The sequence below is a fragment of the Geothermobacter hydrogeniphilus genome (assembly GCF_002898515.1).
In the GTDB taxonomy this organism is placed as follows: Bacteria; Desulfobacterota; Desulfuromonadia; order Desulfuromonadales; family Geothermobacteraceae; genus Geothermobacter_A.
Map to the genome: position 1 here is coordinate 22,286 of NZ_PPFX01000034.1, position 19,986 is coordinate 42,271.

18 protein-coding genes are annotated in these 19,986 nt (G+C 60.2%); 8 read left to right on the plus strand and 10 right to left on the minus strand.

The features are described 5' to 3' along the window. Window positions 1-549, plus strand: coding sequence for a 2-oxoacid:acceptor oxidoreductase family protein (locus C2E25_RS13200; protein WP_103116200.1), 549 nt, complete (start codon window positions 1-3; stop codon window positions 547-549). Between the two features lie 249 nt (window positions 550-798). Here the strand turns inward: C2E25_RS13200 and C2E25_RS13205 are convergent, their stop codons facing one another. Beyond that, window positions 799-1,737: a class 1 fructose-bisphosphatase gene (locus C2E25_RS13205; RefSeq protein ID WP_103116201.1), complete on the minus strand. Its 939-nt coding sequence runs from the start codon at window positions 1,735-1,737 to the stop codon at window positions 799-801. Between the two features lie 176 nt (window positions 1,738-1,913). Between C2E25_RS13205 and C2E25_RS13210 the strand changes: the two genes are divergently transcribed. After that, on the plus strand, window positions 1,914-2,318 hold the full coding sequence (locus tag C2E25_RS13210; protein WP_103116202.1) for a hypothetical protein: 405 nt from the start codon (window positions 1,914-1,916) through the stop codon (window positions 2,316-2,318). Window positions 2,319-2,408: 90 nt separating this feature from the next. Here C2E25_RS13210 and C2E25_RS13215 read toward each other — a convergent pair whose 3' ends face one another. From C2E25_RS13215 to cysZ, 4 genes are all read right to left on the minus strand, one after another. Then, entirely contained in the window at window positions 2,409-2,624 is a 216-nt protein-coding gene (locus C2E25_RS13215; RefSeq protein WP_103116203.1) for a hypothetical protein, read from the minus strand. 161 nt (window positions 2,625-2,785) lie between these two features. After that, a complete protein-coding gene (locus C2E25_RS13220; protein ID WP_103116204.1) occupies window positions 2,786-4,027 on the minus strand; it encodes a tetratricopeptide repeat protein in 1,242 nt (413 codons plus the stop codon). Further along, the gene (locus C2E25_RS13225) at window positions 4,024-4,797 is read right to left on the minus strand and encodes an inositol monophosphatase family protein (RefSeq protein WP_103116205.1); all 774 of its coding nucleotides are present in this window, start codon (window positions 4,795-4,797) and stop codon (window positions 4,024-4,026) included. Before C2E25_RS13225 ends, C2E25_RS13220 begins: the two co-directional genes overlap by 4 nt. Continuing rightward, window positions 4,794-5,567 (minus strand): sulfate transporter CysZ, encoded by a 774-nt coding sequence (gene cysZ, locus C2E25_RS13230; RefSeq protein ID WP_103116206.1) that lies wholly within the window; start codon window positions 5,565-5,567, stop codon window positions 4,794-4,796. The genes C2E25_RS13225 and cysZ overlap by 4 nt, the downstream gene beginning before the upstream one ends. 164 nt (window positions 5,568-5,731) lie before the next feature. Here cysZ and C2E25_RS13235 point away from each other — a divergent pair, with 164 nt between their 5' ends. Further along, window positions 5,732-5,911, plus strand: a complete 180-nt coding sequence (locus C2E25_RS13235; protein ID WP_103116207.1) for a hypothetical protein — start codon at window positions 5,732-5,734, stop codon at window positions 5,909-5,911. 92 nt (window positions 5,912-6,003) lie between these two features. Here C2E25_RS13235 and C2E25_RS13240 read toward each other — a convergent pair whose 3' ends face one another. After that, window positions 6,004-6,702: an aspartate/glutamate racemase family protein gene (locus C2E25_RS13240; RefSeq protein WP_103116208.1), complete on the minus strand. Its 699-nt coding sequence runs from the start codon at window positions 6,700-6,702 to the stop codon at window positions 6,004-6,006. A gap of 187 nt (window positions 6,703-6,889) precedes the next feature. On the opposite strand from C2E25_RS13240, the gene C2E25_RS13245 reads away from it, so the two are divergent. After that, window positions 6,890-7,459, plus strand: a complete 570-nt coding sequence (locus C2E25_RS13245) for an aminotransferase class I/II-fold pyridoxal phosphate-dependent enzyme (RefSeq protein WP_269845115.1) — start codon at window positions 6,890-6,892, stop codon at window positions 7,457-7,459. A gap of 12 nt (window positions 7,460-7,471) precedes the next feature. On the opposite strand, the gene C2E25_RS13250 is transcribed toward C2E25_RS13245, so the two are convergent. The 4 genes from C2E25_RS13250 to C2E25_RS13265 form a co-directional block, all read right to left on the minus strand. Next, a complete protein-coding gene (locus C2E25_RS13250) occupies window positions 7,472-8,743 on the minus strand; it encodes an NAD(P)/FAD-dependent oxidoreductase (RefSeq protein WP_158247264.1) in 1,272 nt (423 codons plus the stop codon). Window positions 8,744-8,762: 19 nt separating this feature from the next. After that, a complete protein-coding gene (locus C2E25_RS13255; RefSeq protein ID WP_103116210.1) occupies window positions 8,763-9,413 on the minus strand; it encodes a hypothetical protein in 651 nt (216 codons plus the stop codon). A 291-nt stretch (window positions 9,414-9,704) separates the two neighbouring features. Continuing rightward, the gene (locus C2E25_RS13260) at window positions 9,705-10,874 is read right to left on the minus strand and encodes an OmpA family protein (RefSeq protein WP_103116211.1); all 1,170 of its coding nucleotides are present in this window, start codon (window positions 10,872-10,874) and stop codon (window positions 9,705-9,707) included. 214 nt (window positions 10,875-11,088) lie between these two features. Beyond that, complete coding sequence (locus tag C2E25_RS13265) at window positions 11,089-11,985, minus strand: DMT family transporter (protein WP_233189430.1); 897 nt, start codon at window positions 11,983-11,985, stop codon at window positions 11,089-11,091. A 117-nt stretch (window positions 11,986-12,102) separates the two neighbouring features. Here C2E25_RS13265 and C2E25_RS13270 point away from each other — a divergent pair, with 117 nt between their 5' ends. The 4 genes from C2E25_RS13270 (at window position 12,103) to gltB (ending at window position 19,907) form a co-directional block, all read left to right on the plus strand. Then, window positions 12,103-12,585, plus strand: coding sequence for a DUF309 domain-containing protein (locus C2E25_RS13270; RefSeq protein ID WP_103116212.1), 483 nt, complete (start codon window positions 12,103-12,105; stop codon window positions 12,583-12,585). Window positions 12,586-12,793: 208 nt separating this feature from the next. Further along, entirely contained in the window at window positions 12,794-14,707 is a 1,914-nt protein-coding gene (locus C2E25_RS13275) for a YgiQ family radical SAM protein (RefSeq protein ID WP_103116213.1), read from the plus strand. Beyond that, a complete protein-coding gene (locus tag C2E25_RS13280; protein ID WP_103116214.1) occupies window positions 14,704-15,147 on the plus strand; it encodes a hypothetical protein in 444 nt (147 codons plus the stop codon). The genes C2E25_RS13275 and C2E25_RS13280 overlap by 4 nt, the downstream gene beginning before the upstream one ends. A 338-nt stretch (window positions 15,148-15,485) precedes the next feature. Beyond that, complete coding sequence (gene gltB / locus C2E25_RS13285; RefSeq protein ID WP_103116215.1) at window positions 15,486-19,907, plus strand: glutamate synthase large subunit; 4,422 nt, start codon at window positions 15,486-15,488, stop codon at window positions 19,905-19,907. Window positions 19,908-19,986: the final 79 nt, after the last annotated feature.

Genomic DNA, 19,986 nt, shown 5'->3' on the forward strand with positions numbered 1-19,986 from the left:
ATGGCTGAACGTTATGAAATTCGGTTTTCCGGTGCCGGTGGTCAGGGCCTGATCACCGCCGGAATCATCCTGGCCGAGGCGGCCAGCATCGTGGAGGGCAAAAGTGCCGTCCAGTCCCAGAGCTACGGCCCCGAGGCCCGTGGCGGCGCCTCCAAGTCGGAAGTTATCATCTCGGATGGTCCCATCGACTACCCGAAAGCGACGATCGTCGATGCCTGCCTCGCCATGACCCAGGTAGCCTGCGACAAGTACGCCAACGGCATCAAGCCCGGCGGTCTGCTGCTGCTTGACGAAGATTTCGTACCCAACGTCCCCGAGGGCGATTTCAAGGTGGTCCGGGTACCAATCATGCGCACCGCTCAGGAAGAAATCGGCCGCGCCATCGTCGCCAATGTGGTTGCCCTCGGAGCGATGATCGCCCTGACCGGCGTCGTTGCCAAGGAGTCCGGCCTCAAGGCGGTTCTCTCCCGGGTTCCCGAGGCCTTCAAGGACCTCAACGAAAAAGCCTACAATATGGGCTTCGAGAAGGTTAAAGCCGCCATGGCCTGAAAACCGGCCGGCACTGCAGAACAAAGAAAGCCCGGAGCGGATGCTCCGGGCTTTCTTTTGTTTGGAAAGGTCTTTTAATCAGCCTAGGAGGCTGTCGGGCTATACAGACTGAAGCGAAAATTCGAGCGTTTGAGCACAGATTTCAGCTCGATTGCAGCCTCATAGCAGTGGCTATGAGGCTGCAATCGAGCTGGGATATGGGCCGAACGCGCGGATTTGCAGCCAGTTCATGGATAGTCCGACAGCCTCCTAGCCGAATTCGGCGATGAACTTCTCGGCCATCGCCACATCCTCCCTGCTGCCGATGAAAACCGGTGACCGCTGGTCAATTCCTTCCGGTTCGATATCGAGAATCCGCTCCCGGCCATTGGAGGCAGCCCCCCCGGCCTGTTCCATGATGAAAGCCATGGGATTCAGTTCGTAGAGCAAACGTAACTTGCCGTTCGGAGCGCCTTCAAGGTGGGGATACATGAAAATTCCCTGCCCCTTGATCAGCACCTGGTTGATATCCGGAACAAAGCCGCCGCTGTAGCGCAACTTGGAACCTTTCACCTCCAGAGATGAGATGAACTTTTCCACTCCGGGAGAATACTTGTTGCGCTGCCCACCGGGAGAATAGATGGTTCCGGCCGGCTGCATCTTCACATGCTCCTGAATCAGAGTGTATTCCATCAGCGAGTTCATGGCAAATTCATGAACGCCGCTGCCGGTCGAGTAGACCAGGGTACAGCGGGGACCATAGAGGATGTACATGGCGGCAACCATGTTGCGGCCGCGCTGCAACACGTTGTCGCCACGGTAAATACCGATGATGGTTCCGACAGCAAGGTTGACATCAACCAGGGAAGAGCCATCGAGAGGATCGTAAGTAATCGAATACTTGCCGTTCAGGTTGACATTGATGATCTCGTCGGTCTCTTCGGAGGCGATGGTGGAAATCACCCCGGAATGGATCAGCCGCTTGCGCAGGATCCGGTCGGAGAGAACATCAAGAGCCAACTGTTCCTCACCGTAGAGGTTTGACGTACCGGCAACCCCCAGGTCGCCGGTGCGGATGGCGTTGATCACGTAACGCGAGGCGGTGGCTATTTCGCAGATGACCCTGGTCAGGTCCCGATCTTCCTCGTGTTCCCGCAGATGACGTCGCAAATCAACCTGAAAAGGTGTTGTACCCGGTTCTCTAACCATGAAATTTCCCTCCTGACGGACAGATTGAACACTCTTGACCATTGTCTGTATCAGACTAAGGAGTTTAGACCATCCCCACAGCCTGAACAAGAGCAAATCTCGCGATCTGCGGCTGCCTTGACGTCTTCCCGGTGGCTGCTATGCTGAATGAACACCCAGACCCGGGAGGATACGTCATGAAAGAAGAAGAAGAAGAACAGCAGCAGCAACCGACATCCCCTGAGAGTGACCACCAACACGAACGCAAAACCATGGAGAAGTTCTGGGGAGCCACGGTCGAAACCTGGAACAGCGCGACCTTCCGCGCCAATCAGTACAAACGGATTGTGCAGAAAAAGATCGATCTGACCTCACTGCACAAGAAGATTTCCACCGCTCACACCGATCTTGGTAAAAAAATCGACGACCTGTACCAGAACGGCAACGACAATGTCATGGAACATCCGGATGTCATGAACATGCTCAAGGGCCTCGGCAGCATGCGCCAGGCCGCGGCAGGACTCGAAGAGGAAATTGTCACGATCAAGAACGAAGAACCACCTGAAGACGAGATGCAGCCGCCGGCAGGCGGGAACGCCTGACATCCCGGCGAACGAAGGAATCCGACAACAAACTGGAACGGGCCCTGAAAATCAGGGCCCGTTTTTTTCATCTACATTCAGTTGTCAACATCAGCGCAGGTGCTTGCGCGCCCGCGGCACACTGTGCAGGCGTTCATCCTTGTACTCCCGGTCCCACTTGCGCATCTCTTCGAGGACTTCCGCTTCGACTGCCGACATCTCGGCGGCATGCCGGTCCATGATGTCGATGGCCCTGTCGATGCTGTCGCTGCGCTGTTTCAATCCGGGGCGGGGGTCATTGATTCCTGCAGGGTTGAACTGGGGCATACATCCTCCTTGCTGCGGCTGTGCCCACGACCTTGATTCCGAACACGGACATGGGCGACCAACGATCAGTGAAGTCCCAGAGGTTCTCCCATTATACAACGACCGACCATCCGGGCAAACCCCTGTTCAAAATCTTTTTGCTCGTCTCTCTGATCGTGGTTCTAACGACCGAGATCCTGTTTCCACTGTTGCTGCAATTCCGCCAGGCTCAGGCCATAGGATCCAAAAACCCGGGCAAAGGCGTCATCCGCGGGGGCTCCCGCGCCGAGATCCCGCAGGATATCCCCGATTTGAAACCAGCCGTAATCATTCACCAGGTAACGGACAAAAGAATAGCTCTGTTCGTAAGCCAGGCGTATCTCGGCAGCCGGCAGATTTTTCCAGCTGCCGGTCAGGGAGTTGAAATCAAGTAATGCCGGCGCCTGTTCCAGGGTCCGCAGGGGGGGATTAAAACGCCCGCGTCCGGCCAGTTCGGCCAGACCTTCGTTGAGCCAGGTCGGACAACGATTCCCGGCCAGTTCCCGCACGACAACATGGGTGTATTCATGGAACAGTACCGCCTGTAGGGGGGCGGAAACCTGCTTCACGCCACCGAGCGGGATACGGATTTTGCCGTCGTAAAGGCCCGCGGCCCAGTCGGGCGAGGCGGTAATGCGGGAGAAGTCGGCACGCGTGTAAATCAGCACCGGAATCTGCCTGGCGGGATAAACATCCAGGTTCCCCCCAAGTTCAACATAGGCCTGGTGAAGAACATCGAGCAGTTCAGCTCCGAGATCTGGATCGCCGGCCGCATCGTAGGAAAGGACAAAGCTGGAAGTGTAGCTCTGTTCCATACCCGACTCGACCTGGGCCTCCCGCCGGGCCTTGGCCAACATCGCCTGGAGAGACGTATTTCCCGGGTCCAGTTCCAGAGCCCTTCTCCAGGCGTCGATCGCCTTCTCCAGGCGATTGGTGAGATAGTCAACCCGACCGAGAAGCTGCCACACCCCCGCCTGTTGATCATCGATGCCGAGAGCTTCGTTGAGAACCACCTCGGCTTCGGCGTAGGCTTTCTCCGCCATCAGGGCGTGAGCCCGGGCGAGCAGAAAGCGGGTATCGTCCGGCGCCAGTTCCTGCCCCTGATGAAAAAGGGCACCGGCCTGACGATATCTCCCCTGGCGCAGCAGTTCATGACCGCGGGCCAACAGAACGACGGCGAGGTTTTTTCGAATCTGCTCATCGTAGGGCTGGTCCTGCCGGGCCTGACGCAGGTAGTCCAATGCCCTGGCGGTATCACCGACCCGATAGGCCTCAACACCCAGCTGGTTGTTCTGTGAGGCATTCAGAGCGGCACAGCAGAACGAAGTCGACAGCAGGAGAAAAACCAGCGACAGGATCGTTCTTGCCCACCTCGCCCCGTTCAAGGACGCTTCCCCCGGGCGAGAATCTCCAGCATCGCCTGGTGCAGCAGGCCGTTGCTGGCAAGAATTTCAGCACCGTGAATATCGAGCGGCGCATCGGAAAAATCACTCACCCGCCCCCCTGCCTCGCGGACAATCAACTGACCGGCGGCGATATCCCAGGGTTTGAGTTTCATCTCCCAGTAACCGTCGAAACGACCGCAGGCGGTATAAACCAGGTCAAGGCTGGCCGCTCCGGGACGACGGCAGGCCTGGGCGGCCTGCTGGAAAGCAACGAAGTGATCGTAATTATTGACCGGGCTTTGTTTCCGGTCATAGGGGAATCCGGTTGCCAGCAATGCCTGGTCAAGCTGGTCAGTCTTTGAGACCTGGAACCGCCGGTCATTGAGCCTGGCCCCCTGTCCCTTTTCCGCGATGAACAACTCGCCCATCGCGGGGTTGTAGACAACACCGAGCACGACCTCACCATCAACTGCCAGGGCGATGGAAACCGTCCACCAGGGCAACCCGTGGGCAAAGTTCGTGGTGCCGTCAAGCGGGTCGATAATCCACTGGTACGGTGATTTCCGGACACCATAATCCCCCTCCTCGGCAAGGATGTCGTGGCGCGGGAAAATACCCCGGATGACATTGACGATCATCTCTTCGGCCGCCTGGTCGGCGTCAGTCACCAGGTCGACTTCACCCTTGTGACGAATCTGCAGGGTCCGGCCGAATTTCTCCAGCAGCACCTTCCCCCCCGCGACTGCCGCCTGCAGGGCAATTTCTTTCATAGAACCTCCCCTGGCCCGGTCGGTGAAAGCTGGTCACACCACATCCGGGTTGCGCCGACCACCGCCAACGGGATACAGAAAAACTGCAGAAAAGGGATGGCCAGAAGGCAGAGAACCCCGGTACCGAAGCCGAAGGCCATGAACATGCGCCCGCCGATAAAGCGGCGCTGTTCACGAAACCCCTGTCCCTTGCGGCCGAAAACATAACTGGTGTACTGGATGGCGAGAAAATAGACGGTGAACAGGAAGGAGAGAACTGAGTAAAGCAGAGTGCCGAACCCGGGGATGAAATTCAATAGCAGCAGCAGCACCATGCCGATGACAAAAACGACCAGTTTCCTGCATTCGTCGACCAGGATACGCCCGATTTCACGCAGTGAAAAGGGTACACCTTCAGCCTTTCCGCGAATCGCCAGCTCGGTTTTCTCCGACAACAGATCATTGAAGGGTGACGAAATCAGGTTGCCGACCACGGTGAAAGAAAAGAAGACCAGCACCGCCGTCAGCACCACCGCCACCAGCCAGAGAAAGTAATAAAGCGTCGCCCAGTACCAGGCATCGCCGCTCGGAATCATCGTCTCAACCCGGTTGTTGAAAAAATCGAGCCCCAGCCAGACGGCCAGAGAGAAAATCACCGTGTTGATCAGAAAGGGAATCAGTACATATTTCCACAATCGCGGCGTCTTCATCAGGAAGCGCCCACCGGCGAAGGGGTAGAAGAAACCACGTGAAAAATGAGTCAGGGGGTTATTGCGGAGCAGATTGACCATCGACAGTCGCCTCGAACCGGTAGGGGATAGAGGAGTCTATCCTATCACAGCAGCCGGGGATTCGTCATCGGCAACAAGCGTGCTTTTCGGTTATAATGGTGTTCAGTCCAACCTTCAGAGGTTGGAGCCCGCCGACCGCAAACACTGACAAGGGAGAGAACAGCATGACTGAATTCAGTTGCCAGAACCCCGAAGAACACTGCGACCTGCACGCCTGCCAGCTGGCCGGCAAGGAACGCAACCCCGAAGTCGACAAGATATTTGAAAACCCCCGTTTCGCCTGCACCAACTGCGGTGTCAAGGTCCACGATGCGGCCAACGTCTGCATGCCCAAGGAACTCTGAAAAACATATTGCCGGCAAAAAGGGTCAGTGCAGTGAACAAACAGCACCGGCCCTTTTTGCCGGTTTTTCCTGCCTCATCAGCGGTCAGCAATTCACTCGTCGGCGAACATCCGCTCCAGGGCATAACGCGCGTGCAGTTCGGTGGTATTGAACAACGGCATGTCGGTGTGTTCCGGCCTGATCAGCAGCGGGATTTCAGTACAACCGAGAACAACTCCCTGCGCTCCGAGTCCGCGCAACCGGTCGATAATCTGCAGGTAGGCTCGACGCGAGGAGTCGGTGAACTGCCCGCGACAGAGCTCCGCGAAGATAACCTGATGCACCAGTTCCCGCTCTTCCTCTTCGGGGATGACCACCTCGATTCCGAAACCCTCCCGCAGTCGATCCCGGTAAAAACCTTCCTCCATGGTGTAACGGGTACCAAGCAGGCCGACCCTGGTCACGCCCCTGGCCAAACAATCGCGACCGACGGCATCGGCGATGTGCAGCAACGGTACATCGATCCGGGCTGCGACCTGCGGCGCCACCTTGTGCATCAGGTTGGTACAGATCAGCACCATATCGGCGCCGCTCTGCTGCAGTCCCCGGGCGGCGGCACCGAGCATTGCTCCCGCCTGCTGCCAGCGGCCGCTGACCTGCAGCTGCTCAATCTCGGCGAAATCAACGCTGTGCATGATGATTTTGGCCGAATGTAATCCTCCGAGTCGTTCACGCACTCCCTGGTTGAGAATCTGGTAGTACAAAAGGGTCGATTCCCAACTCATGCCGCCCAACAGACCAACTGTTTTCATAACACCTCCCGGTTTTGGAATGCTCCATTCAAACCCGAAAACTGTTTACAAAACAGATACAGATAACATAAAAAACAAACATAACAGTTTTTCGGGAGACAGAGATGGACCACAATGAATTCCGCTACCGCAGGGTCGAAAAGCAGATCACCGCGCCATCGAACGCTTTGAGATCCGCGCGGCGATCCTGGTTCCGAACTTCAACAACCCCGATGGCAGTCTGACCACGGACACACGCAAAGAAGAGATCGTGCGTCTGCTCGGCGAACGGAGTATTCCCCTGATCGAGGATGATGTCTACGGCGAAATCTACTTTGGTGCCGGGCGGGCGCGATGCTGCAAGAGTTTCGATGACGCGGGCGAGGTGATTTACTGTTCCTCCTTCTCCAAGACCATCGCGCCGGGCTACCGGGTCGGCTGGATGATTCCCGGCCGCCACTACGGCAAGGCCCTGGACCTTAAAACCACGACCAACATCTGCACCGCCTCTCCCACTCAGATGGCAATTGCCGCCTTCCTGCGTGAAGGCTACTTCGAGCGCCACCTGCGCCGCCTGCGCGGGGCTATCCACAACCAGATGGAAGCGTTGCTGCTCAGCCTGCACCGCCATTTCCCGGCTGAAACCCGGGCCGGCTTTCCATCCGGCGGGGCCGCGATCTGGGTCGAGCTGCCGCCAGGCATCGACACGGTCGACTATTTCTTCAAGGCGTGGGAAGCGCGTAAAAACCCTCGGCAGGCTGGCCGAAGAATGTACTGAATCAATCCGGATTCAGGATTCCATCCGGGCGGCGCTGACTCCGGCCAGGTAGCCGGTCGACCAGCAGACCTGCAGGTTGAAACCGCCGGTCGGCCCGTCGATATCAAGCATTTCGCCGGCGAAATAGAGGTTCTCGATTTTCTTCGAGCGCAGGCTGCGCATGTCGACATCCTTGAGAGAAACGCCGCCCGAAGTGACGATCGCCTTCTTCATCCCTTCGTGACCGGTGACCCGCAGCGGCAGGCGCTTGAACAACTCCAGCAGCCCCCGACGTTCGGCGCGGGTGACGGAGTGGCATTTCTTGCCGGGATCGATGCCGGAAAGCAGGATGAAACGGGGGATCATGTCGCGCGGCAGCAGCTTGCCGAGGGCATTGCGGAAATCCCTGTTGGCATGATCCGCAAGTTCGCGCTGCAGGCGTTTGTCGAACAACTCTTCACTGACCGCCGGTTTAAAATCAACCTCCAGCGAAACTTTCCCCTTTGTCAAAGCCTCGCGGATAGCGGAACTCATATCGAGGATGATCGGCCCGCCAATGCCGGTGCGGGTGAAGAAAGCCTCGCCGAAACGTTCATCGAGCGGCGAGCCGTCGAGCAGGACGACGATGCGGATATTTTTCAGATTGAGGCGGCACCATTCCCCGGTCCAGTCTTCGGCCAGCCGAATCGGCATCAATGCCGCTTCCGGTTTGACCAGTCGGTGACCACTCGCTTCAGCCCAGGCGTAACCGTCACCGGTACAGCCGGTTTCGGGATAGGAGAGCCCGCCGGTGGCAACCAGGTAGCGGGCCGCCCGGAAAACACCGCGGCCGGTCACCACCCCGCTTATGCGGCCATCCTCCACCTGCAGGCGCCTGACCTCGCAGCCGGTGCGGAGTTCGACTCCGCAGTCACGCAGAAAGCGGTCCAGGATCTGCTGCACATCGACCGCCCCGCCACGGGCCGGAAAAACCCGCCCGCCCCGCTCGGTTTTCAGGTCCAGTCCGCGTTGCCTGAAAAAATCGACAACATCCCGTGGCCCGAAGGCATAGAGAGCCGTCAGCAGGGCCTTGCCATTGCGCCCGAACGCCTCGGCAAAGTGCCGCGGATCATCCTCGTCGTGGGTTACGTTGCAACGTCCCTTGCCGGTGATCAGCAGCTTGGCGCCGCAGCGTCGGTTCTTTTCGAGCAACATCACCCGGGCACCGTTGAGAGCGGCAAAGCCGGCGGCGAAGATCCCGGCGGGACCGCCGCCGATGACGATCAGATCATGAGAGCTGAAATGATTTGCCGGCGGTTTTCTCACGGATGCCCCGTTCCCGGAATCAGCTGTCAATGGACAGAACCCGAGGCAACTCGGCCACCCTGGACTTGAACAGTTCAAGACTGCCGTCATTGAGAATGATGTCGTCCCAGGCGTCGAAACCGTCGAGCGAGGTTTCACTGGCGTGATTTCCGGCGGCGGCGTAGCCAGGACGCTCGATCTTGATAATCCTGCCGTCAAGTTCCCGGATGGAGCGCAGTTCGTTCATGAAACGCACATCATCGACCAGGATGTGAACCCTGTCGAGATCGTAATCACGCACCTTCCGCGTCCAGGCCCGGGTCCAGTAATCGGGCTCCCGGGCGCGGCGGTATTCGGTCCCCCACCACTGCAGAATCAGGCGCACGGTCAGGGCCGTCTGTCCCGGACGATCCTGGATGGCACTGTTGATACGGATAAAATCCGCCCAAGGCGGGCAAACCTCAAGGGCTTTTTCCTGATCGATATAAAAGGTACGAACCTTATCCTCCTGGCTGCCGTAGACCAGGGGCACATGGTCGACGGCGCCAACCTGACGCAGAAAACCCTCGACCTCGTCGCGCAGCAGCATCGCCATCGGCACAATCAGCGTTTCACGTTGAAGCAGGGGAGCAAGATGGTGGGCGGCGGTGGTTTTCCCCGAGGCGGCCTTGCCGGCAAATCCAAGTATCATCACAGATCCTTCGTCCGAAAATTCACGCCGAGTGTACAGAATTCGACTGCAGGCTGCAATGGCACGTTTCACTTATCACAACCAGCCCCATCCACACCACAGTTCCAAGACGCTGGATTTTTTATCAAATCAAGGCGCTGCCTCGCTGAGCGCGGAGGCGTAGCGGAAGCCACGTCGCACAAGCGAAGCGGGGCAGCAACGCAGAGTTGATGAAAAAGCCGGCGTCCTCACGCCATCAAAAAAGCAGGGGCCCGAAGGCCCCTGCTTTTTTGATCCGTCAACATCAGTCTCCTACTCGGGCGGCAGAACACAGCAGATAATCTCCACCCGCCGATTCTGATAGCGCCCTTCCTTGGTCTTGTTGTCGGCAACCGGCCGACTCTTGCCGTAGCCCCTGGAGAGCAGCCGCTTGCTGTCAATCCCATAATTGGCAATCAGGTAATCACGAATGGCCCTGGCACGAGCCTCGGAGAGTTTCTGATTGTACTCCGCACTCCCGGTATGGTCGGTGTGACCGGCGATCAGGATGAACGGCACCTGACTGTGCTCACGAATGAAGGCGGCCGCCCGATCGAGATCGGCCTTGAACTCCGGCTTGATTTCAGCCTTGTCGAAATCGAAATTGATGTGCAGGGTCAGCTTCAGGCTGCAGCCGTCCTCATCGACGAATTCTCCACGCGGTGTATTCGGGCACTTGTCACGGCTGTTGGGTACGCCGTCGCCATCATCATCCCCATCCACCGGAGCCGCTTTGCGCTGCAGGAACGCCTTTTCAACAAAAGCCGCCATGGCCCCGGAGTCGGCGAGGCTCGCCGCGGTCTGTGACGAACCACAGCTACTGGCTGCCGCGACCTGCTGCAGGGCCTTTTCCCCCTGGGGGAAACCACCGACAGCGATGGTATGAATACAGAGATTGCCGCCAAAGGCCTCAACCAGTTTTTTGGCCGCAACCGGGGCGTCACTCATCTGCAGTCCATCGCTGACCACCACGATGGCATTCTTGCCGCCAGCTCCACCGAGATCCTGCCCGGCCGCCATCAGGGCCTCCGCCAGCGGGCTGTTGCCGCCGGCCTCCTTGACAGCATCGAGACCCTGCTGCAAACCACTGCGGCTGTATCGGGCAAGTCCATAGATCAACTCGGTTTCAGCGGCCATCTGCTTTGAATGGAGACCGAAATGGCGTAACCCGGCATTGAAACCAAGGTCGGCGGGCAGGCTGCGATTGATCCCGCCGATCACCCCCTTGGCATCCTGGAAGTTGGTGCCGCTTCCTTCCATAGCCATGGTCATCGAACTGTCCAGGATGAACAGCGCATTGTTCACCTTGGGCTGGTACTTACCAGCCTCAAAAGTCGCCGGGTTGAAAGTCATCGGCGCCATCCCGGCCTGTTGAGCGGCACAACCGAAAAGAAACGCACTACTTGCCAACAGCATGGCGATTGCGGAAAATGTTCGTCTCATCTTTCTGCCTCCTCACGGGTGTATCGAGGTGTGAACCCGTCGCGGAATATGAAGTCCCATCTGCCGGGTTCGGCAACAGGTTGAATTCGTCAAGAGGAAAAGAGTTCGCCAGGCGGGAAACTGTCGTCAGTTCAGCCACCCCTCCCCTGTATTCCTGACTATTCCAGTAAATCTTAGCAGTGAGCCGGGCTTTGTCAAAAAAAAGAGAGAAGGATTATTTACAGCGCCGGAACAGGGGACGGGGGGCATTGGCCAGACAGGCACCGGTGACAACCAGGATGCCGCCGACCAGCAGCGACGGGCTGAGGGCTTCACCGAGTAGCAGGGTGGCAAGCAGCACCCCGTTGACCGGGACAAAATTGATGAAGACCGCGGCCCGCGACGGACCGATGGCCTCAATCCCCTGAAAGTACCAGAGGAAACTGACCACGGTGCCGAACAGGCCGAGATAGCCGATGCTCAGCCAGGAGGAGAAGGCGAGCCCGAGGGCTTCGGCGAAGCTGCCCTGCAGCAGCGCCGGAATCAGCAGCAACAGAGTCCCGGCAAGGGACGACCAGCAGACGGCGGCCAGCGGCGACAACCCCCGCATGGCGGTCTTGCCGATCACCGAGTAGAGCGTCCAGGAGAGAACGCAGCCGAAAATCAGCAACTCGCCGCGACCGATGCCGCCCTGAAGGATCAGCTCCGGGTTGCCCCGGGTGATGACCAGCATGGCGCCGAAGATCGACAGGGGGATGCCCAGCAGCCGGCTGAAGGGCAGGGATTCCCGGTAGACCAGGACCGAACAGAGGGTGATGGCGACCGGGTTGAGAGCGATGATCAGCGCCGCCCGACCGGCACCGATCTCGGTCAATCCGTTGAAGAAGAAGAGGTTGTAGGCAAAGATACCGGTCAGCCCCAGCGAGCTGACGGCCAGCAGCTGCCGGCGGTCGAGTTTCGGCAGCCGTCCCTCCAGACGCCGGGTGGCCGCCACCAGCAGCAGCGAGGCGAACAGGAAGCGGAAGAAAGCCGACGTCGCCGGATGGACGTCAGCAGCCAGGAACCGGCCGGCGACGAAGGTCCCACCCCAGAAGAAGGCGGCGGCGAAGAGCTTCAGGTAGGTTGACAGCACCGCCGCAGGTTACCAGCCTCGACCAGGAAATCAAGACATTTTCATGGACGGCAAACCACCCGCCCTGATAATTGGTATGCTTCTGGTGAAACTCAGGACTGATTTCAGGAGACCGCCATGCGACGCTACTCGGACCAGCCCTTCCCCGCCTACCGTCACCGGCTCGACCGGACCCCGCACCCGACCCGCGACCCGCGCGGTCACAGCTACGGGCTGCCCGAACCGATCCCCCTCTCCTGTTCGCAACGAAACTGGCCCGGCTGTGAACCCTATCTCTATGGCGTCGACCTTTTCAACCACGGCTATTTCTGGGAAGCCCATACCGCTTTCGAGCAGGTCTGGCTGGCGGAGGGGCGCGAAACGGTCAATGGTCTTTTTTTCCAGGGATTGATCCAGATCGCCGCCGGATTCCTCAAGCTGGCGGGCGGCGAACCGGACAACGCCCGGATGCTGGTCGAACTGGGGATCGAAAAACTGCCGACCGAGCCCGAAGTCTTTTTCGGACTGCAACTGCCACCTTTTGTCACCCGGATGAGGGAGAGCCTGGAGAATGAGGCCATCCCGCCGGTGATAGAGCTGCGAATTGACGATGAGGGCTGAGCAGCCCCCCCCCCCTCAATCCCCCCTGTAGAACAGCGAGCAGGGGGTCGACAGAGCGGGACAGCCTTCATTGCCCCCTCCAGGTCACTCCTCACAATGACTGTCCAAAGGACAAGGTTCCAGAGACCTCGACCACGCCATTCACCTTGACCCCTCTGGCGCCGGCCGGGTATCTTGAAAAAATGCGATCAAGCGAACCCATCTCCCGATGACCGAGATCCCCCGCGATATTCCCCTCAGTGCCTGGCTGCCGACCAGCCGGGCCGAGATGCAGGCCCGCGACTGGCAACAGGCCGATGTGATCATCGTCTCCGGTGACGCCTACGTCGACCACCCCAGTTTCGGCGGCGCGGTCATCGGCCGGCTGCTGGAAGATCTCGGGCTGAAGGTGGCGGTGCTGCCGCAGCCGAACTGGCGTGACGACCTGCGCGACTTCCGTAAGCTCGGCGCCCCCCGGCTGTTCTTCGCCGTTACCGCCGGCTGCATGGATTCGATGGTCAACCACTACACCGCCAACCGCCGGCGACGCTCCGACGACGCCTACACCGCCGGAGGCCGGTCCGGGATGCGACCCGACTACGCGGTCAGCGTCTACAGCCGCATCCTCAAGCGGTTCTATCCCGAAACCCCGGTGGTGATCGGCGGCATCGAGGCGAGTCTCAGGCGCGTCACGCATTACGACTACTGGTCCGACAGCTTCAAACCGACAATCCTCGCCGACAGCGGCGCCGACCTGCTGGTCTACGGCATGGGCGAAAAACCGCTGACCGAAATCGTCCGGCTGCTGCAGCGCGGCGTTCCCTTCGAGCGTCTCGACACTCTCGAACAAACCGCCCTGCTGCGTCCCGTGGACGCCATACCACGGTGCCGCAACTGGCGGGATGAAGAACTGGCGTCCCACGAAAACTGTCTGAAAAACAAAAAACTGCAGGCAAAAAATTTCGCCCGGATAGAAACTGAGAGTAACCGCCTGCAGAGCCGGGTGCGTTTCCTGCAGCGGGTCAATGAAAAGATGCTGGTCATCAACCCGCCGGCCGCTCTCCTGAACGAAAAGGAACTGGACCGCAGCTTCGCCCTGCCCTACACCCGGCTGCCGCACCCGCGCTACCGGGGGAAGACAATTCCCGCCTTCGAGATGATCAAGGATTCGATCACCCTGCATCGCGGCTGTTTCGGCGGCTGTTCTTTCTGCACCATCTCCGCTCACCAGGGAAAATTCATCACCAGCCGCAGCGAGGCCTCGATCCTGGCCGAACTGGAGCAGCTGACCGCCCGCCCCGGCTTCAACGGCACCCTTTCCGACCTTGGCGGCCCGAGCGCCAACATGTACCGCATGCAGGGGAAGGATCTTGAACCGTGCCGTCACTGCACCCGCCCGAGCTGCCTGCACCCGGCGGTCTGCGCCAACCTCGACACCCGCCATCGGCCGCTGATCGACCTCTACCGCAAGGTCGCCAGCCACCCCGCGGTACGCCACGTCCATATTGGCTCCGGCCTGCGCTACGATCTGTTCATGCATCCCACCGACGACAAAGGCCTTGCCGCCGACCACGCCGCATACCTGAAGCAGCTGGTGACCCGGCATGTCTCCGGACGTCTCAAGGTCGCCCCGGAACACGCCTCGGATACGGTGCTGGCGCTGATGCGCAAACCCTCCTTCGCCATGTTCCGGGAACTGAAGCGCCGTTTCGAGCAGATCTGCCGCGAACATAACCTGAACCAGCAGCTGATCCCCTACCTGATCTCGGGACACCCCGGCTGCGGACTGGAAGAGATGGCTGAACTGGCCTTGAAGACCCGTGAACTCGGCTACCGGGTCGAACAGGTGCAGCTGTTCACCCCGACGCCGATGACCCTGGCCTCGGAAATGTACGCCACCGGCATCGATCCCCACAGCGGCCGGCCGATCACCTCTGCCACAACCGACCACCGACGGCAGGAGCAGCACCGGATGCTGTTCTGGTACCGACCGGAAGAGCTGCCGAAGATCGTCCGCAGCCTGCACGCGGCGGGGCTGGAGCGGCTGGCGCGTCAATTCAGCGAAACGAATGCTGGAGGGGAGCAAAGAAGGAGGGGGAAACGGGGAACGGGCCGCCGCCGCAACAGCAGGAACAGACAGTGAACCGGGAACGCATGCAGATTCATCTCGATCCGCAGCTCTGCCGCCAGTGCGGTGGGCTCTGCTGCCAGGGACATCCCGGCTGTTGGGCCGATCCGCAACGCTTCGCGGCGCTCTTTTTTGCCGGCCACCTGCCGTCCCTTGAGAAACTGCGGACACGGATCGCGGACCTCGGCCTGCAGCTGCGGGACTACAGCGGGGTACCGGTACCGGCGCCGCGCAGCAATGAGCAGGGCTGTGTTTTCCTCGGCAAGCGGGGCTGCAGACTGGATGAAGAACAGCGTCCCTGCCAGTGCCTGGGGCTGATCCCCGAACTCGAAACCCTGACCAGCGGTGAGATTCACTGTCGGCTGCCGGGCAAACTCAGCTATGGCACGATCCGCGCAAACTGGCAGCAGGCCTGGAATCATCAGGGTCAACGGGATGCCGTTCCCGACACTTGACCTTCAGCCGTCTCGCCCCTGATCGATCCGATGATTAAGCAACGCCAGTTCTATCTCCCGCAGAACATCATTCAAACGATGAAATCCGGCAGGCGTTCCGGCTGAGTGCTGTAACTCCATTCGCCCTCGGCATAAACCGGGGAAAATCTTAATTTGGGTCGCTTTCTGAACACCCTTGAAAGCTGACCTGCCAAAGGTTTCATTTCTGCGGTATACTTTCAACCTGAATCAGGGGCAACTCAACTGAGCGTGATTTTTGACCTTTTGCGAACATCTCGGGTCAGGCATCCCGGCATCGGGCACGCGATTCTCTTCCTTTCTTTTTCCTGAGGATTTCAATGAACCTGGCTGAACAATTCAAGGACAGTTGCGGTGTCGGTCTGGTTGCCAATCTGCGCAACCGGCCGAGCCATGGACTGATCGAAGATGCCATCCGCGCCCTGGAACGGATGGTTCACCGCGGAGCGGTCGCCGCCGACGGCAAAACCGGCGACGGCTGTGGGCTGCTCTGCTCGTTGCCGGTCGATTTGATGCGCCGGGCGGCCCGGGAAGAAGGTGTTTCCCTGCCGGACAGCTTTGCCATCGCCACCCTGTTTCTCTCCGATCCGCAGTCCCAGCAGGCGGTCTTCAGCGAAATCTGCACCCGTAATGACCTGCAGGTGGTGCTATTCCGCGAGGTTCCGATCAACACTGAAGCCCTCGGCGATTACGCCCGGGAACGGCTGCCGAACATCGTCCAGGCTTTTGTCATCCCCGCCGAACTGATCGCCACTCGCCGCTTCGACGCGCTGCTCTACCTGACCCGCAAGGAGGCCGAACACCAACTCGGCAACGACGACCGGTTCTACATCCCGAGTTTCTCCCGCACCCTGATCTCCTACAAGGGGCTGGTGATGCCGGCCTACCTGAAAGAACTCTACCCCGACCTCGGGCAGGAAGAATTCAAGTCCAGCTTCGTCCTTTTTCATCAGCGCTTCTCCACCAACACCCTGCCGCAGTGGCGCCTCGCCCAACCGCTGCGCAACCTCGCCCACAACGGTGAAATCAACTCGATCCGAGCCAACCGGATCAACACCCTGGCCAAGTCGGCGGCGATGCACAGCCCGGTCTTCTCCGATGAGGAACTGCAACGCCTGCTGCCGATCCTGCAACCGGAGGGATCTGACAGCGCCAGCCTTGACAACATGTTTGAATTCCTGCTGATCAACGGCGTTGACTTCTTCAAGGCGGTCCGGATGCTGATTCCGCCGGCCCGCCACAACGTCGCCCACATGCCGGCCAGGCTGCGCTCCTTCTACGAGTACACCTCGGCCGCCTGGGAACCCTGGGACGGCCCCGCCGGGGTCTGCCTCAGCAACGGCCGTTATGTCGGCTGTGTGCTCGACCGCAACGGCCTGCGGCCGGCCAAGTACGTCATCACCAGCGATGACAAGCTGCTGCTGACCAGCGAGTACGGCGTCCTCGGCACTCCGCCGGACAAGGTTAAGGCCCGCGGTCGGCTGCAGAGCGGCGAGATGATCGCCGCCGACCTTGAACAAGGAGAGATCTTCTTCACCCGCGACATCGACCGCTACCTGATGAACTCCCAGCCCTACAGTGAATGGCTGACCGACCGCACCTACTACCTGCAGGAATTCATCGAACTGCAGTTCGAGGACCTCTCCGACTACAGCTACCCGGATCTCGACCGGCTGCAGCGCTATCACAATGTCACCAACGAGACGGTCGAGCAGGTTCTCAAGCCGATGCTGCGCCTTGGCAAGGAAGGGACCGGGTCGATGGGGGACGACACCCCGATGGCGGCCTTTTCCGAAGTCCAGCGCAAGTTCAGCCACTTCTTCCGGCAGAAATTCGCCCAGGTCACCAACCCGCCGATCGATCCCTACCGGGAAAAGGTGGTGATGTCGACCACCATCGGCATCGGCGAGATCGGCAACCCGCTGATCGAAACCCCCGAGAGGGCCGGCCGGCTGAAAAGCATCTCACCGATCCTGTCGCGGGACATCTTCGACGCCCTGCTCTCCTTCGGCGATCCAAGCAGGCCGCGCTTCGAACCAATGTACCGACACCAGAGCTTCTCCACCGGATTTAAAAAGGATCTCAGGGGCGCTTTGGATGCCCTGGGTGACCAGGTCTGCAAAGCGGTGCGTGACGAGGGGGTGCGGGTGGTGCTGCTCGATGACCGCTGCCTCGATGAGCAGACCCGGCTGATGCCGATGGCGATGGTGGTCGGCTATCTCAGTCGGAGGCTGCTGGCCGAAAACCTGCGCCACCTCGCCAGCCTGGTGGCGATCACCGGCGAGGTAACCCACCCCCACGATGCCTGCGTGCTGATCGGCTACGGCGCCGTCGCCATCTATCCCTGGCTCGCCTATGCCACCGGGCTGCAGGAACTGCGGCGCCAGAATGCCAGCCCGCGGGAAACCCGCATCGGCCTGAAAAATATTTACGAAGCCCTGACCAGGGGAATCCTGAAAATCATTTCGAAAATGGGCATCAGTACCGTCACCAGCTACCGCAACGCGGCCCTGTTCGACATCATCGGCCTCTCGACCGAAGTGGTGGAAAGCTGTTTTCCGGCCTCCAGCGCCCTGCTTCCCGGTCTCGATTTCGCCGCCATCGAAGAACGCATCCGCCGGGTCCATGACCGGGAGTTTGCCCGCAACCACATGCTGCCGGTCTACCCGCTGGCGGTCGGCAGCGTCAACCGCAACAACCCGGGGGGCGAGTACCACGATTTTCATGCCCGCGTCATCACCGGCCTGCACACCTACGCCGCCAGCCGCAGACGCGAGGACTATCTTAGGGTGCGACAGATGCTGGAACAGCGCGGCCAGCAGTTCATCCGCGATTTTCTCGAATTTTCCAGCGACCGCCAACCGATCCCCCTCGACCAGGTCGAACCGGTCGAAGCGATCACCCGGCGCTTCGATTCGGCCGCCATGTCCCTCGGCTCGATCTCCCCGGAAGCACACATGGCGCTGGCCGAAGCGATGGGCATCCTCGGCGGCTGCTCCAACAGCGGTGAGGGGGGGGAAGCCCCGGAACGCCTGAAATCGATTCACAACAGCCGGATCAAGCAGATCGCCTCGGGCCGGTTCGGCGTCACCCCGGCCTACCTGCGCAGCGCCGAGGAGATCCAGATCAAGGTCGCCCAGGGCGCCAAGCCCGGCGAAGGCGGGCAGCTGCCGGGCGAAAAGGTAACACCGCTGATCGCCTCGCTGCGCTACACCATCCCCGGCGTCACCCTGATCTCACCACCGCCGCACCACGACATCTACTCGATCGAAGATCTCGCCCAGCTGATCTTCGATCTCAAGCAGGTCAACCCCGAGGCGCGCATCTGCGTCAAGCTGGTCTCCAGCGAGGGAGTCGGTACCATCGCCGCCGGGGTGGCCAAGTGCTACGCCGACCGGATCGTTATTTCCGGCAGCGACGGCGGCACCGGCGCGGCACCGCAGACCTCGATCAAGTTCGCCGGCAATCCCTGGGAACCGGGTCTGGCCGAGGCCAACCAGAGCCTGAAGGCCAACAACCTGCGCGAACTGGTGCAGCTGCAGACCGACGGCGGACTGAAAATCGGCCGCGACGTGGTCAAGGCGGCGCTGCTCGGCGCCGAGTTCTACGGCTTCGGCACCACCCTGCTGGTGATGCTCGGCTGCAAGCTGCTGCGCGTCTGCCATCTCAACCGCTGCACCGTCGGCGTTGCCACCCAGGACGAGAACCTGCGCGCCCACTACGTCGGCACGGTCGAAAAGGTGGTCAGCTACCTGCGTGACGTCGCCGAGGATGTGCGGGAGATCCTTGCCGAACTCGGCTATCGCTCCCTCGATGAAATCATCGGCCGCGCCGACCTGCTCAAGGTCAGCGACTCACCGAAAGCCTCGCAGTTCGATTTTTCCGAGCTGCTGCGCGTTGTCCCCGGCGTCAATGTCAAGACCCGCTCCAATCCCCCCTTTGACGACAACACCTTCGAGAAACAGATCCTGAAAGAGATCTACCCGGTGATCAAGAACCCGCAGGAAGAGATCGTCATCGAGCGCCGGGTGTTCAACACCAACCGCTCGATCGGCGCCCTGATCAGCGGTGAGATCGCCAAATACTACGGCGACCGGGGGCTGCCCAAGGAGGCGGTCACCCTCAAGCTGGACGGCGTCGCCGGCCAGTCGCTCGGCGCCTTCCTGATTCACGGCGTCAGCATCCTGCTCGACGGGGTCGGCAACGACTACGTCGGCAAAGGGATCAGCGGCGGACGGATTATCATCATCCCGAAAAACTACTACCCGGGCGTCGCCGCCGCCGGCAACACCTGCCTCTACGGCGCCACCGGCGGCAAGCTGTTCATTTCCGGGACCACCGGCGAACGCTTCGCGGTGCGCAACTCAGGCGCCCTGGCGGTGGTGGAAGGAACCGGCGACCATGCCTGCGAATACATGACCGGCGGCACCGTCGTCATCCTCGGCGAGACCGGCATCAACTTCGGCGCCGGAATGACCGGCGGGGTCGCGTTCATCTATGACCGGCAGAAGAACTTCATTGACAAGCTCAACAGCGAACTGGTCGAGGCCCGGCGCATCGATGTCGACGAGGACAACGAAGGGAAACTCTACCTGAAAAAGATCCTCACCAGTTTCCACAACCGCACCCGCAGCCCCAAAGCGCGCCACATCCTCGACAACTACCGCGAGGAACTGGCCTATTTCTGGATGGTGCGGCCACGTGACATGAAGGCACCGCTCAACCCCAAGGAAGGGGATTAGGCAGGCGCTTCGCGCTTCGCGCCTGGAGGCTGGAGGCTGGAGGCTGGAGGCTGGAGGCTGGAGGCTGGAGGCTGGAGGC